Origin of the sequence: Streptosporangium sp. 'caverna', from assembly GCF_003203775.1 — a bacterium.
Taxonomy (GTDB): domain Bacteria; phylum Actinomycetota; class Actinomycetes; order Streptosporangiales; family Streptosporangiaceae; genus Streptosporangium; species Streptosporangium subroseum.
The window spans coordinates 11024393-11039117 of record NZ_CP029711.1; the positions used below are offsets into that span (position 1 = coordinate 11024393).

The 14725-nt window shown below is 67.6% G+C and carries 14 protein-coding genes and 1 pseudogene; 7 read left to right on the forward strand and 8 right to left on the reverse strand.

The features are described from left to right. Positions 1-96: 96 nt before the first annotated feature. Positions 97-1035 (reverse strand): LysR family transcriptional regulator, encoded by a 939-nt coding sequence (locus DKM19_RS47775; protein WP_110705166.1) that lies wholly within the window; start codon positions 1033-1035, stop codon positions 97-99. Positions 1036-1185: 150 nt separating this feature from the next. Between DKM19_RS47775 and DKM19_RS47780 the strand changes: the two genes are divergently transcribed. From DKM19_RS47780 to DKM19_RS47795, 3 genes and pseudogenes are all read left to right on the forward strand, one after another. Next, positions 1186-1458 carry a hypothetical protein gene (locus tag DKM19_RS47780; RefSeq protein WP_204358563.1) on the forward strand — a complete coding sequence of 91 codons (273 nt, stop codon included), beginning with the start codon at positions 1186-1188 and terminating at the stop codon, positions 1456-1458. A 411-nt stretch (positions 1459-1869) separates the two neighbouring features. Then, entirely contained in the window at positions 1870-4002 is a 2133-nt protein-coding gene (locus tag DKM19_RS47790; RefSeq protein WP_369987600.1) for a transglycosylase domain-containing protein, read from the forward strand. Between the two features lie 348 nt (positions 4003-4350). After that, a pseudogene (locus tag DKM19_RS47795) lies at positions 4351-4530 on the forward strand (transposase family protein); the annotation flags it as partial. A 176-nt stretch (positions 4531-4706) separates the two neighbouring features. On the opposite strand, the gene DKM19_RS47800 reads toward DKM19_RS47795, so the two are convergent. The 5 genes from DKM19_RS47800 to DKM19_RS47820 form a co-directional block, all read right to left on the reverse strand. Then, positions 4707-6386: a hypothetical protein gene (locus DKM19_RS47800; protein ID WP_162642316.1), complete on the reverse strand. Its 1680-nt coding sequence runs from the start codon at positions 6384-6386 to the stop codon at positions 4707-4709. A 351-nt stretch (positions 6387-6737) separates the two neighbouring features. Further along, complete coding sequence (locus DKM19_RS47805; protein WP_204358564.1) at positions 6738-7721, reverse strand: phosphotransferase family protein; 984 nt, start codon at positions 7719-7721, stop codon at positions 6738-6740. A 225-nt stretch (positions 7722-7946) separates the two neighbouring features. Beyond that, positions 7947-8336 (reverse strand): VOC family protein, encoded by a 390-nt coding sequence (locus tag DKM19_RS47810; protein ID WP_110705171.1) that lies wholly within the window; start codon positions 8334-8336, stop codon positions 7947-7949. Beyond that, a complete protein-coding gene (locus DKM19_RS47815) occupies positions 8333-8620 on the reverse strand; it encodes a helix-turn-helix transcriptional regulator (protein WP_110705172.1) in 288 nt (95 codons plus the stop codon). The genes DKM19_RS47810 and DKM19_RS47815 overlap by 4 nt, the downstream gene beginning before the upstream one ends. Positions 8621-8827: 207 nt before the next feature. Further along, entirely contained in the window at positions 8828-9577 is a 750-nt protein-coding gene (locus tag DKM19_RS47820) for a TetR/AcrR family transcriptional regulator (RefSeq protein ID WP_110705173.1), read from the reverse strand. Between the two features lie 123 nt (positions 9578-9700). Here DKM19_RS47820 and DKM19_RS47825 point away from each other — a divergent pair, with 123 nt between their 5' ends. Next, positions 9701-10630 (forward strand): ATP-binding cassette domain-containing protein, encoded by a 930-nt coding sequence (locus tag DKM19_RS47825; RefSeq protein WP_110705174.1) that lies wholly within the window; start codon positions 9701-9703, stop codon positions 10628-10630. A 26-nt stretch (positions 10631-10656) separates the two neighbouring features. Further along, a complete protein-coding gene (locus DKM19_RS47830) occupies positions 10657-11442 on the forward strand; it encodes an ABC transporter permease (protein WP_110705175.1) in 786 nt (261 codons plus the stop codon). Positions 11443-11458: 16 nt separating this feature from the next. On the opposite strand, the gene DKM19_RS47835 is transcribed toward DKM19_RS47830, so the two are convergent. Next, on the reverse strand, positions 11459-12310 hold the full coding sequence (locus DKM19_RS47835; protein ID WP_110705176.1) for a phosphotransferase enzyme family protein: 852 nt from the start codon (positions 12308-12310) through the stop codon (positions 11459-11461). A 159-nt stretch (positions 12311-12469) separates the two neighbouring features. On the opposite strand from DKM19_RS47835, the gene DKM19_RS47840 reads away from it, so the two are divergent. Together DKM19_RS47840 and DKM19_RS47845 are read left to right on the forward strand one after the other, a co-directional pair. Continuing rightward, a complete protein-coding gene (locus tag DKM19_RS47840) occupies positions 12470-13486 on the forward strand; it encodes a glycosyltransferase (RefSeq protein ID WP_110705177.1) in 1017 nt (338 codons plus the stop codon). Between the two features lie 177 nt (positions 13487-13663). Continuing rightward, complete coding sequence (locus tag DKM19_RS47845) at positions 13664-13906, forward strand: hypothetical protein (protein ID WP_110705178.1); 243 nt, start codon at positions 13664-13666, stop codon at positions 13904-13906. Between the two features lie 73 nt (positions 13907-13979). On the opposite strand, the gene DKM19_RS47850 is transcribed toward DKM19_RS47845, so the two are convergent. Next, the gene (locus DKM19_RS47850) at positions 13980-14630 is read right to left on the reverse strand and encodes a class I SAM-dependent methyltransferase (protein WP_110705179.1); all 651 of its coding nucleotides are present in this window, start codon (positions 14628-14630) and stop codon (positions 13980-13982) included. Between the last annotated feature and the right edge of the window lie 95 nt (positions 14631-14725).

Genomic DNA, 14725 nt, shown 5'->3' on the forward strand with positions numbered 1-14725 from the left:
ATACGACCGCGTTTAAATATCGCGAATTGGCGCGCGGAGAAAAACGGCGAATCCCGCAACGTCTCTTAACGCTGGGGTTCACAAAGGGGTGATGTGTCAGTTCAGGTCGAAGTGGCGGGGGCCGATGTCCTGGGCCACCTGGACGTAGGCGCGGGCCATCGGGGTCTCACGGTCAGTGCGCCAGACCAGGCCCCACCGGCCGCGCGGCGCATCGTGAAGCGGCACGAAGCTGATGCCGGGGCGGCTCGGGTAGTAGCGGATAGCTTCAGCTGAGACCAGGCACACGCTTCGGTCGGCGGCGACCATCGCCATGGTCTCCTCCCAGTTGCCGAACGCGGGACCGCGCGGGATGGGACGGCCGCCAGGCGTGTGGGACGGAGAGTGCATCCGCACCCAATAGTCGGGAACCGAATCGAGACCCTCGAAACCCACCAGCGCATAGTCGCCGAGCTCCTCCATCGACACGGAGACGCGCTGCGCGAGCGGATGTGTGGCCGCGGTCATCAGAACCTTCGGCTCGGTGATCACGATCGGGCCGAAGGTCAGGCCCGGCTCACTCGCGATCATTTCCCGCAGACCCTCGTCGTCTGGATGGAACCAGTAGGTCTGCAGGTCGACCTCGCCGGCCCGTAACGGTGCCAGCGGTTCGAAGTAGCCCACCTCGCGAAACGTCAGCCTGCATTCGGCATGGCGCGCCCTGAACGCGGTGGTCACCGGAAGGAGGTCGTGGGCCTGCGGACCTATGGCACCGATCGTGAGGCCGGCCTCCGCGTCACGGGCCCCCGCCTTGGCGCCCTCGATGCCGTCCTCGATCAGCTGATACCCGGCCCTGAGGTCGCGGTGCAGGCGCTCGCCGAGCGGGGTCAACCGGACGTTACGGGTGTCGCGCACGAACAGGACACCGCCGATCGCGCGTTCCTGCTTCTTGATTGCCTGGCTGACCCGGGCCGCCGACACATGCAGGCGCTCGGCGGTACGGCTGAAGTGCAGCTCCTCGGCCAAAACCAGGAAGATCTCGATGTCCCGAAGCTCCACGAACCCGCCTTCGACCTTTAACTCACGCGTTAAGGACTATAAACCACGCTGACGCGATAAAGGGCCGTCGAACTCGATCATGTGGACTGCTCAAACCCACTGGCGTGCTCGCCGGCGTCGGGTGGGGCCGGGCCGGCGTCCGAGGCGGCGTTGGATGCGGCGCGCGGCGCCTACGCCGCGCTCGTCGCGGACCGGACCATCCTGCGTTTTCTCATGCACGCGAACTGTGCCGCCGGCGAGCCGCCGGTAGGGCAGGCCGTGCGTCGGTGCTACGCCAAGCAGGTTGACACCGTGCGGCAGCTGCTGGGCGACGATGACGCCGTGCGGCGCTGGTTCGGCGCCGGAATACTCGACAACGTGGTCGCCGTGCTGGGTCTGGCCGACATCGATGAGCCGTGGGCGCACGTCCTCACCACTCGATGACCAGACACCGGGGGATACGCCCGAGATCCCCTGCCATCGGAACCGGCAGGGGATGCTTCTTCTGAAGCTCGACGCAGCGATCGGCCACCCGACGCGCGGCCGTCACCGCATCATCCACAGGGCAGAAGGCATACCACCGCCGTCGAGCACGCCCGGACTCCTGGCCCGTCCACCAGCGAAACACCCGGCCATCGGTCCACAGGACCAACTCGGACCAGACCGACACCAGAGCCAGGCCGTACCCGTCGTGAACAGCGGAAACGATCTCCAGAGCGGCCGGCTCATCGCGTGGAAGCGGACACTTGCTCATACGAGCGTTCAAAGCATTTCGTGCTTTCGTAATAATCTTGGCGCATGCCAAATCGGGGGTTAAATCGGACGGGACTGGGCAAAGGCGTCGCTCTTCTCCTCGTGATCGCTGTCGCGGCGGGCGTACTGGTGGCGGGCATCTGGCTACCGGCGGTCGGCGGCATCGGGCTCGGCGTGGTGGCCCTCACCGATGAATTTGATCTCAAAGCCAAGGGTCTGGAAGAACCTCCGCTTGCCCAGAAGTCGACCGTGCTCGACGCGAATGGCAAGCAGATCGCGCAGTTCTACGACACATACCGTGTGATCGTGCCGCTGGACAAGGTCTCCAAAGTTATGCGGGACGCGATCATCTCGATCGAGGACTACCGGTTCTACCAGCATGGGCCGATCGACATCGAGGGCACGATCCGCGCGCTGGCCAAGAACCTGCAGGCCGGCGGGGTGAGCCAGGGCGGCTCCAGCATCACCCAGCAGTACGTCAAGCAGGTGCTGTACAACGCCGCCGACACCGACAAGGAGAAGGCCAAGGCGGTGGAGTCCAACTACGCGCGCAAGCTCAACGAGCTGCGGTACGCGATGGGCATGGAGCAGAAGTACTCCAAGGACGAGATCCTCGCGAAGTACCTCAACATCGCCTACTTCGGTGCCGGGGCCAACGGTATCGAGGCAGCGGCCAAGCGGTTCTTCGGCGTCTCGGCCTCCGACCTCGACCTCGCCCAGGCAGCGACCCTGGCCGGGACCGTCCAGGACCCCAACGCGACCTCTCCCAGCGCGGGCAAGAAAGCCAGGGAGCGACTGCTGGCCAGGCGCAACGTGGTGATCGGCCGGATGCTGGAGCTGAAGAAGATCACGCCCGCACAGGCCGCCGAGGCCAAGGCCAAGCCGCTGGGTTACAAGAGCACCAAGGTGCTCAGTGGCGGGTGTGGCACGAGCCCTTACCCGTTCTTCTGCACGTACGTGCGCAACGACATCCTCACAAACCCGGCCTTTAAGGCGTTCGGCAAGACGCGGGACGCCCGCGAGAAGTACCTCGACAACGCCGGCATCACCATCAAGACGACGATCAACCCGACGATGCAGAAGGCCGCGGAAAAGGCGATCAGGGCGAAGGTGTACCCCACCGACTACCCGGTCGCCTCCCAGGCCCTGGTCGAACCGGGCACCGGAGAGATCAAGGCACTCGCGACGAGCAGGAAGTTCGGGGACAACAAGCGCAAGAAGCAGACCTCTCTCAACTTCGTCGCCGACAGTGCCCACGGCGGCGCCACCGGTTTCCAGGCCGGCTCGACATTCAAGGTGTTCACACTGCTTACCGCCCTGGATAAGGGCTACAAGATCAACGACGGGTTCAACGCCCCCGGCGGCTACCGGGCGCCCGGGTACTCGTCGTTCAAGGACTGCAAGGGCGGCACCCGCGGAGATCCCACCCACACCGTCACCAACGACGAGGGCGACGCCGGTTTCCTGACCCTGCGCACCGGCACCGAGCAGTCGGTCAACACGTTCTTCATGACGCTGGAGCAGCGCGTCGGCCTGTGCGACGTGGTCACGACGGCCAAGGCGCTGGGCATCAAGCGTTCGGACGGCCTGCCGCTGCAGGAGGTCGAAAGCTTCACGCTCGGCGTCAACGAGATGGACCCGGTCACGGTGGCCACCGCCTACGCGGCCATCGCGGCGCGGGGCAAGTACTGCGCGCCGATGGTCGTCACCTCGATCACTGACCGCGAGGGCAAGACCACCACCTACGGGCCCAAATGCCGCCAGGCCATCGACGAGGGCGTCGCCGACGCCGCGACGGACATCATGTCGGGGGTCTTCACCCGGGGCACGATGAGCCACGTCGGAGGCATCGGCCGCCCCGCGGCCGGCAAGACCGGAACCGCCGACAACTCCTACACTGCCTGGTTCGGCGGGTTCACCCCCGACCTCGCCAGCGCGGTCAGCCTCGGCGACCCTCGCGGCCCGATCGATCACCCGCTCAGGGGGGTGACCATTGGCGGCCAGGGCTACTCCACGGTCTTCGGAGCCGACATCTCTGGGCGGATCTGGAAGGCCACCATGCTCGACGCACTGAAGGGCATCAAGAAGACCCCCTTCCACCCCGTGGACAGCTCCCGGTTCGGCGGCTGCAACAGCTGCGCGCCCAAGAAGCCCGAGCGCGTCGAGGGCGACACCGAGGGCGACGCCGAGGGCGTGGACCTCGGCGACGAGCCCGGCCAAGACGACGGCTTTTGACGGGTCTTTCGCTGATCTCCCCATGACTCCGGCGGGGCGCTCGACTCCGGGGTGATCACCGGCGCAAGTCCGCGGAGTCGTAGGTGGCGAAGAGGATCTTGATCGTCCGCCTGCTACGGCCCAAGCTCAGCGGGCCGGCCCTCCGGCTCAAGCCCGTCTGTGACCGTTGGCATCCCATGACCGAGGAACGGCGACCGGCGAACGGACACACGAAAACGGGCTTGCCCCTCCGTCGCCGGCCTGCTGCCGCTTCGCGGTGGGTCGAGGCAGAGGGGGTGATCAGACGGGCGGAGCATGCGCGGCGCGTAGCTCGAACCTTGCGCGGGTTGCAGTTTGGGTTGGTTCCCGTCCCACCGTCAACGGTCCGTCAACCGCGCTCATGCCCGCATCCGCGCGATGGGCGAACGCGCTGTCGCGACCGTGAAAACCTGGAAGGTACTGGTCCAGCTCCGTTGTCGCCCTCATCGCGCCATCGCGATCGCGCACGCCGTCCTCGTCCTGCAGACTGTCGAATCCGATTATTACGCTGCTGAGCTCGAAGAGGGCTGGGACGACCGGCTTGGCGGTCCTGCAGGCGGTTTGATCGGCAACTCCGATCACCCCGGCCATGTCGTGCCTGCCCATGAGTCGCAGGCTTACCCGAGCTGGGCAGACCAGACCACGAGCAGCGTAATCCAGCCCGGCCAACGTTCAGGGGCAGCGCACTAGGGAGTGGGAAACACCACCACAAGGTCTTCTCCCACTCCCTCGTCCAACGTTCGGGTGTGCAGGCGAACCCGGTATTTCCCCGCCTTCGGAAGGGCGACCGCGACCTTGATGCCCCTGCCCTTGAGGTGCACCCGTCCCGAGCCGAGAACCAGATCCGCGTCGACCACGTCGTCCCAGCCCTTGCGACGGATCGGCGGGGCCGTACGCAGGACCTTCACGGTGACGCAGGTGGCGCCGTACTCCAGCGTCGTGCCGACCCTGGCGGCACCCCCGTGAGCCACGAGCGGGCTGTCGGATTCGATGTTCTCGGCGTCGAGCGTCTCCAGGCTCGCCGCGCGTCCGTCGAAGATGTGGTAGCCGTCCCAGTCGGTGGGCAGATGGACGGCTGTGACCTGGCGGGAGGTCCGTAGCGCGGGCCAGGGATCGCGGCAGCCGCTCACGTACTGAGCGGCCTCGTCCGCCACCTCCTGTCGTCGCCGGGCTCGCTCCTCGGCGGCTCGCTGCTTGAGCTGAGCCGCCGTGAGCAGGAGGTCGGGATGGTCACGTGCGACGGTTTCCGGGCACAGGTAGACCAGCGCCTCGGCTCTCACCTTGCCGTCGCCTGCCGCGCAGCTCTTCCAGCCCTTGCCCAGGAGCTGCTGGTCCGTGACCGGGCTCCCGCCTCTGCTCGAGAACCGTATGTTTTCGTAGAGCCCCCCGTCTCCGGCCAGGCACAGGTAGACGCGCCGGCGATCCTGCGGAGGGGTGTCGGCGAACAGGGGGATCGACGAACAGTCGGCATCGAGCCAGGTGGAGGTCATGTGGGGCTTGGCCTCGGGGGCGATGACCGCCATCGGGGCCAGGACCGTCAGCGCGAGGAGCGATCGGGGTGAGCGCAGGGGCTCGGGATCCGGTGCGGTGCCGGGGCGGTTGAGCTCGTGGGCCGTCCGGGCGAGCCAGACCAGCTGGAAGACGGCCAGCACATCCAGGAGGTCGGACAGGACCACGCTCTCCGGAAAGTCGACGAGCTGGTTCAGGACGACGGTGACGGGGAGGGGCACCAGCTGGCACGCTCCCAGGACCATCGTGGTCCTCCTCCAGCGGCCGTCGCGTCGCTGGGCGATGAGGATCATCAGAAACCAGGCCAGCCCCGCCGCCACGAGTGCCAGACTCACAGTGGAAAGCGCGGGTGAGCCCCAGTCGGCGTAGCTGTCCGGGGACCCGGCTTCGAGTACCGGTGGAAGCACCGTGCTCAGCAGAGCGGTGGTGACCAGGATCAGGCGGAAGGTCTGTCCTGAGCGGGTCAGCACCTGCGCGAAGAGGATGACGATGGGCACCCACAGCACCACGTCGAACGCGGTCCCCACCTCGTCCGGGAGCGGCACCGGGATCAGTAGCCAGCCGACGTAGACGTAGAGCAGGCGACGCAGCCACAGCGCGCGTCGCGGCAACGGCGCGGCATCGGCCGGCCCCTGGAGCACCTGCCAGAACATCCACGAGTTGACCGCGCCGACCAGTAGCAGCCCACCCAGCACCGCGAGCAGCGAGGTCTCGTTGGCGAGGAGGGAGGGTGGATACCACTGGACCACGGTCCAGGCCGGATCAAGGGAATCCCGGACCAGGCTGACGATGACCGCGACCACCACGGCCACCATGTTGACGACTGCCGCTAATCGCCCCAGACGGTATCTCCGCACCGTATGCCGCCCTTCCGCGCGAAAGGGCTGATCGTAGCGCCCACCTGGCGGCGCCTGCGGGCGAACCGTTCACAAGATGATCAACCGAGATTTTCTCCAAGCTGCGGGGGCGCGCAAAAGGCCACGGGTGCGAGGAAACACAGGTCGCGTCGTCAGCGGCCGGTCAGGGCGTGGTCGATCGGCAGTGGGGAGTCGCAGCTCAACGGAGTGCGCTGACCATGAACGTCAGCCGGGCTTCCGGCGTCGACCCCAGTCGGGCCGGCGATGGGTCTCGTGGAGCTGCCGGTCGCCGTCGAGCTGGAGCGTGCGGCGGATGAAGGCTGCCCTCCGGTCGGGTGCAGTTCGGTGACGTCAGCCGTAGCGGTTGAAGAGCTCCTGGAGGTAGTCCTCCAACCGGGAGGTGAGCAGCGTGGACGTCAGATCGATACGTCCGAGCTCGTGCCAGGGGCCGGCGACCTTTTCGGCATCCGGCGCGAAGGCCAGGGCGTCCAATATCCGCCAGTACAGGTGGGCGGCGGAATCGGCGGTCAGCCGGCCGCCCGCGGCGACGTACCGATCGGCGAAGAGCATCCCGGCAGGGGCGCCGTGGAGGAATGCCAGTGCCGTGGAGCAGTGGGCCACGTCCAAGTCCGCCGGCCCCCAGGAGGTCTCCACCCAGTCGACGATGCCGCTGATCCGTAGGTCGTCGCCGTCTTCGGCGAAGAGCACGTTGCCGGGGTGGAAGTCCCGATGCAGGAAGCAGGCGCGGTAGTCCGGAGGATCGCGGCGAATGACGTCCACGGCACGCTGCCACAGCCCGGGCCGGTGGGTGACCTCAGGGATGCGAACGCGCTCGGGTGAGGTCCACGCCTGGTAGGAGCGCGGGCGGGTCTGCTCGGTCACCCGCACCTGGTGGATGAGCACCAGCTGCCGAGCCAGGAGGTCGGCGCGCTGTTCGGCTCCGTCCTCATCCAGCCGCACGCTGCCGGGGAGCAGGGACATCAGCAAGGAGGGGTGGTCGCAGTGCTGAGCGGTCGCGTCGACGGCGTGGAGCGTGGCCGCCAGCACATCCGTACCCTGGAGCAGGGTCAGGATGTCCGCCTCGCGAGTGAGCAGCCCTTCGGCGTGCTGCCGGAAGAACGGCTTGACGAAGGACCGCAGGACAAGTGAGCGTTCGCCGCGCGGCCCGGTGATGCGTAGACGCCGCATCTCCGACGTCCACCCGCCGCGCAACCGCTCGACATGCTCGACTCGGTCCCCCTCGGGCAGGCCCTTCTCCACCCAGGTACGCGTGGCGCCCCAGCCCTGATCATCGATGCCTGCTTCGATCGGATCCCTGTCCCTGTCCCCAGTCACGCGGGCAGCGTACCGATCAACGGCCGTGACCAGAATCCACAGCTGAAAGCCGAGACCACGACGGGAGCCGTACGGCAACCTCGGTGGGCGCCGGTCCCGAACGGCGGCGGGGCTCAGGCCGCCCGCGGCACCGCACCCCGCCGCTACGCACCCGCCGACCGTGAGCCACGCCACCGTCCGACCGCGAGCGATTCTCCGGCGACCTCGCCCGAGGATGACAAAGGACTACGAGGCCAGGGTCACGATCTGGATCAGGTTCCCGCAGGTGTCGTCGAAGACCGCCATGGTCACCGGCCCTGCCTCCATCGGCTCCTGGGTGAACGTCACCCCCAGCCCGCGCAGCCGCTCGTGCTCCGCCTGCACGTCCGTGACCTGGAACGAGGCGGCCGGAATGCCGTCGGCGACCAGCGCCTCCTTGTACGGCTTGACCGCGGGGTGCCCGTCCGGCTCCAGCAGCAGCTCCGTGCCCTTGGGGTCCTCCGGTGAGACGACCGTCAGCCACCGGGCCTCGCCCAGGGGGATGTCGTGCTTCATGGTGAAGCCGAGCACCTCGGTGTAGAAGTCGAGGGCCTTCTGCTGGTCGTCCACGAACACGCTGGTGACATAGATCTTCACGGTGCCTGTCCTTTCCTGGTGACCGGCCACCGCTCGAAGATGGCGGTCAGGGGGGTGGTGTCGAGGTGGTGGAACTTGTACCGCCCCTGCTTGCGCGTCGTGATCAGCCCGGCCTCCTCCAGCACCGCCAGATGCTGGGATACGGCCTGCCGGGTCAGGCTCAGCTGATGTCGACTCGTCAGGCGGACACAGATCTCGAACAGGGTCTGGCCGTCGCGCTCGGTCAGCTCGTCAAGGATGGTTCGCCGGGTTGGGTCGGCGAGGGCCTTGAAGACATCGCCCATGTGGGTGAGGATAGGCAAGTCGTCACTTGCCTGTCAATCCAGCCTCCGGCGGGGCACTCCGGCTCAGGGAAGAGCTCAGGGAAGAGAGGTGCACCGGCCGAGGGCCGTAGGGAGACGTAGGTCAGGTGGACGATCTCAGGGAAGGAATCCGCCCTTCCCGTCGCTCGCTGAGACAGAGGCCGCCGAGAGATCCGAGTGGCTTCGGGATCACCCCTGCCTTGCGGTCCTGCGCTCGATGAACGCGGCCACGCCGTCCAGGTACAGGCCCAGCACGAACTCCCCCTCGGCCTCCTCGTCGTAGGGGATCTCGCCCTCGAAGACGCCGGCGACGACCACCTTGCTCAGCGCGGGAAACCGCTGCGCGTCCACCACCTGCGCGAGTGCCATGCCGTACTGGCGGCCGAAGGCGTCGGGGTTCTCCGCGTAGCCCTTGGCCAGGTCGATGCTCAGCCGGAGCTCGCCGTGCACGAAGGTCAGCAGCCCCATCACGACGCCGACCTTGTCCTCCTCGGTGAGACCGGTGTCGCCCAACGCGTGCAGCGCACGGTCGAACCACCAGAGGTTGTTGGGCCCCATCGGCGGACCGCTGATCGGGATCTGCGCGGACCACGAGTGCCGTCGCAGCACCTGCAGCACGCCCCGCGCCCACAGCGTCAGCCCGGTCCGCCAGTCCACGCCGTCCGGCAGATCCGGCGGTCCGTCCAGAGCCGCGTCCGACATCAGCAGGAGCAGCTCGTCCTTGCTTTTCACGTAGCGGTACAGCGCCATCGTGGAGTTGCCGAGCTGGGCGGCGACCCTGGCCATCGACACCGCGGCCAGCCCTTCCGCGTCCGCCACCTCGATCGCGGCCCGCGTGATGTCGGCGACCGTGAGGGACGGTTTGCGCCCCCGCCGCACCGTCTCGCGCAACCCCCAGAGCAGGGTCACCTCGGCGGGCAGTTCGGTCTCGTCGGTCATCCGGTCCCTCTCATCACGAACACGAACACAGTCTAGGAACACCCTTCCGCGCGCCGATGCGTATGGGCTACGCTTTTAGGCGTAGGACATACGCAATTATGCCATCGCACCCGAGGAGCTCGAATGATCGTCGAGGCCACCGGCCTGCACAAGGCTTTCGGATCCACCAAGGTCCTGGAGGGAGTGGACCTGAACGTCGCGGAGGGCACGGTCTTCGCGCTGCTGGGCCCGAACGGCGCCGGGAAGACCACCACCATCCGCATCCTGACCACGCTGTTACGCCCTGACCTCGGCAGCGTGCGGATCGCCGGGTACGACGTCGTGCGCGAGGCGACCAAGGTGCGCGGCGTGATCAGCCTGACCGGCCAGTCCGTCGCGCTGGACGACCAGCAGACCGGCTGGGAGAACCTGGTCATGATCGGCAGCCTGATGCACCTGGGCAGACCCGCCGCCCGCCGCCGCGCCACGGACCTCTTGGAACGGTTCGACCTGGTGGACGCCATGAACAGACGGGTGAAGACCTACTCCGGTGGCATGCGCCGACGGCTGGACCTGGCGATGAGCCTGGTCGCGCAACCGAAGGTGATCTTCCTGGACGAGCCGACCACCGGCCTCGACCCGTCCAGCCGGACGACGATGTGGGACGCCATCAAGGACCTGGTCTCGTCGGGGACGACGATCGTCCTCACCACGCAGTACCTGGAGGAGGCGGATCGGCTGGCCGACCGGATCGTACTGATCAACGGTGGCAGGGTCGCCGCGTCCGGCACGACCGACGAGCTGAAGTCCCAGGTGGGCGGGGACCGGCTCGACCTGCGGTTCGCGGTGGAGACCGACGTGGCCCATGCCGCCACGCTGTTCGACGCGCCGCGCGGCACCGACCCGCTCGTGCTGGGCATCCCGTCCGACGGCAGCGCGGAGCACCTGCACCGGGTGCTGGACGACCTGCGGATCGCGGGCGTGCCGGTGGTCAAGGTGTCGTCGCACCGGCCGACGCTGGACGACGTGTTCCTGTCCCTGACCACCACCGACCTGACCCCGGTCCGGGTCTGACCCGGCTTTTCGAAAGGACCACGACCATGACCACCATCGCTGTGCACGGCGGCGCCCGCAACGCAGTGGGCGACTCCCTGACCATGATCGGCCGCAGCATCCGGCTCGGCCGCCGCAACGTCGACACGCTGATCATGTCGATCGTCCTGCCGCTGCTGATGATGACGCTGTTCGTCTACGTCTTCGGCGGGGCCATCGACACCGGCACCCAGTACATCAACTACGTGGTGCCCGGCATCATCCTGCTGTGCACCGGCTACGGCGCCGCGTCCACCGCGATGTCCGTCGCGGACGACATGACCAGCGGCATGATCGACCGGCTGCGCTCGTTGCCCATCCGTAGCTCCGCAGTTCTGACCGGACATGTCGTCGCCAGCGTCGTCCGGAACCTGCTGTCCACCACCGTCGTCATCGGCGCGGCCGTCGCGATGGGCTTCCGTCCCAACGCGACGGTCACCGACTGGATGCTGGCGGCCGGTCTGCTCCTGCTTTACGTGCTCGCGCTGTCATGGCTGGCGGCGGGGCTCGGCGTGATCGCGAAGTCCGTGGAGTCGGCCAGCACGCTGAGCTTCCTCATGCTGTTCCTGCCCTACCTCAGCAGCGCCTTCGTGCCGACGCACACCATGCCGTCGTTCTTGCACGCGGTGAGCGAGAACCAGCCGATCACCCCGGTGATCGAGACCGTCCGGAGCCTGCTGACCGGGACCCCGATCGGCAACACCGGCTGGATCGCACTCGCCTGGTGCGTCGGCCTGCTGACCTGCTCGTTCATTCTCGCCGGCTGGCTGTTTCGCCGCCGTACCCACGGCTGAAAAGTGTCGCCCGTGATCAGCCATGGGTGTCCAAGCCCTTGCGATCGAGCGCTGCTCGGATCTGGCCGAGCCACTCCGTGCCCAGCCGGCGCCCGTTCGGGAGTCGGTCGTCTCGATCCCAGCGCCACGTTGTGATCATCGCCAGCATGAGGATCCGGCACTCGCGCAGCAGGGCTTGATCGACACCCGGATAGTGCTCGCTGACTTCTTCGGGCGCATGGACGAGGTCGAACTCGACAGGACCACGGCAACACGTCTCGAGGTCTATGAACAGCAGCCCGTTCTCCGTGGTGAGCAGGTTGCCCGGGTGCGGCTCGCCGTGCAGCAACTGCTCGGCGCCGCCGTGCTCGCCGATCACTCGTCTCAGGCTTCGCAACGTGTCGCCGAGCAGCTCCCGGTCCGCGTCGGCGAGCGCGGGAGTACGGTCGCGGCTCGCCACGAGCTGTTGAGCCTGCTCGACCCGATCCGTGAAGTGCGGCGTCGGCACATCGAGCTTGCGCATGCCGGCATGCAACCGCTCGAGCGCATCGGCGTAGTCGGCCGGTGAGACCTCTCGATGTGTCACGGGTTCGTAGTAGGTCCACAGCGTGACCTCGTAACCATCACGCCCATAGACGCGTGGCTCGACCCGGGGCTCGAGAGCGGCCACGGGGCACCCGGATTCGGCGAGTCGCTGAGCAAGCTCGATTTCGAACTGTGCGACCTGATGCGCTACAGGTGCCACCCGGGCCAGGACGTCACAGGGCAGCAGCCGCAGAGTGAGCTTGTTCGAGTCGTGAAGAACGATCGCGTCGTCGGCTGTCAGGCCAAGTGATGAGGCGATCGACATGGCCGCGGCCGTCGCACGCGGGACCTCTGACGCCTGCATCGTCGCCTGGTCCTCTCTATTGAGCGCCGCCGTACTCTTCAAGCGGTGCAACCTGGGGCACCATACCAAGTGCCGATAGAGGGGCGGGATGCGTCGGTTTGCACCTGTCGCGGGCGAAACGTCGCCGGGGGCCGGGTTGCCGGGCGTAGATTCGTCGGCATGCGCGTGCTGTTCGCCAGTCTTGCGTCGGTCGGTCACACCTATCCCCTGATTCCGCTCGCGATCGCCGTACGCGAGGCCGGGCACGAGGTGCATTTCGCCGCCGGCGAGGACGTGCACGCACCGCTGGCGGCGAACGGCCTGCGGCCCTTCCGTCCCGCGGACTCGTTCTACGAGATATACGCCGAGGATCTGCAACCGGAACTGGCGCGGTTGCAGCCCGACCTCGTCGTGCATGAATGGGGGCTGCCGGGAGCCGCCATCGCCGCGGCCCGTGCTGGAATTCCCGGCCTCTGGCATGGATTCGGCCGCATGATCCCCGAAGGGATCGGTCTTGAGCTGCCCACGAGGAACGCCGAGGCTCCCGGGCGGCCGCACGTCGACATCTGCCCGCCTTCCTTGCAGGACCAGGGCTTCCTCGCCGCCGAAGACCGAGTCGTGTTGCGTCCCGTCCCGTTCTCCGCACCGGCCGCGCTGCCCGCGTGGGTCGGCCAGAGCGGTTCGAGGCCGCTGATCTACCTGACGCTCGGTACCGCGTTCGGAACCGTGGAGTTGCTCGCAGCGGCCATCAAGGGGCTGGCGACGCTGGACGCGCGCGTGGTGGTCGCCGCCGGCCGGGTGCGTCCGGAGCAGCTCGGCGACGTGCCGGACAACGTCACCGTTCAGACCTGGGTGTCGCAGGCGGACCTGCTGCCGCATGTCGACGTGGTCGTGCACCACGGCGGCAGCGGCACGACCCTCGGCGCGCTCGCCGTCGGTGCCCCGCAGCTGATCCTGCCCCAGGGGGCCGACCAGTTCGCCAACGCCGATGCCGTCAGCGCCGCGGGCGCCGGGCTGTGCCTTCTCCCCGACGAGCTGAGTGCGGACGCCGTCGCCGAACACGTCCGGGAGCTGTTGCCGCACCACGGACACGCCGGCCACCGCGACGCGGCCCGTACGATCGCCGAGGAGATCGCCCGTATGCCCTCCCCGGACGAGGTCGCCCGCCATCTGCCGGAGTACGCCGAGCGCGCATGAGCCACCGGAGCACCGCGCCGCCGCCCCATCGGTCAGACGGGCCGACGGCAGGCGGACAGGCGGCAGAGCCGCCGATGCGCGAGGTGGTCCCCTACTCGGCCCACGTTGTACGGTGCGATGGAGGAGGGCGGATGCTTTATGACAGACGAGCAGATCACGACAATCGGCAGATGTCACATGTGCAAGCGAACCTTCGGCTTCACCCCTGCGAGTGTCATGACGATCATGATGGACCCCGAGACCAATCTTCCGCTGGGCATGACGGTGTCAGGTGCCTTCCGTGAGCCGGCACCGGAAGTCACCGCCAGATCGGTCAAGGAATACATCTGCTCCGACTGCGTGAAGAGGGCGGAGCGGCTCAGAGAACTGATGGACCCGCCCGCCCCCCGGTTCGACACCTGGCAGAGGGGCAACTCCTGATCGTGGCTCATGCGTCCGACGTGCGTTGATCATGAGCGTTTCCGTGTGTGCCGATCGTCGATGAGCCTGCCTGTCACGACGGTTCGGGCTTGCGGGCCAGAAGGCAGACGTGCTGCCTTCTCTGCCCCTCGCCGGGTTCCTCCAGCAGTCGCGCGCTGACGACAAGCCCCGCCTCGGCGAGCAACTCGGTGATGCGCTCTGGCGGCAGCAGGTAGGAACCGAAGGACACCGGGTGGCCGTACGCCTCCTGGAAGTGCCGGTTCTCATCGCCGACATGAGTCCCCAGCAGCAGGTGGCCGCCCGGTGCCAGCGTCCGATGGAACTCGGCGAACACCACCGGCAACTGCTCCGTCGGGACGTGATGGGTCGAGTACCAGGCGACGATCCCGCCCAGCTCGCCGTCCTTGAGATCCAGCGCGGTCATCGAACCCTCGTGGAACCGCAGGCTCGGATACCTCCGCCGGGCCACCTCGACCATCTTGGGCGACAGGTCGATGCCGAACACCGGCACCCCCAGCGCATTCAGGTGCGCCCCCACATGCCCGGGCCCGCACCCGATATCGGCGACCGGCCCGTCTCCGGCCAGTATGAGTTCGGCGAACGCGGCCAGCATCGCGCGGGTCAGCGGCATCGACGTGAGCGCGTTTCCGTAGCGCTCCGCGTAGTCGACGGCGACGGTGTCGTAGGACGCCCGAGTGGCGGTCAGGTAGGGGGGTTCAGTCATGCGGATGACCGTAGTCCGAGCCCGTGGCCCGTCGCCCGGCGCTACGGCGTGTGTCGCGAAACCCGACAAGAAGGTGATCGAATGCCTGGGCGGCA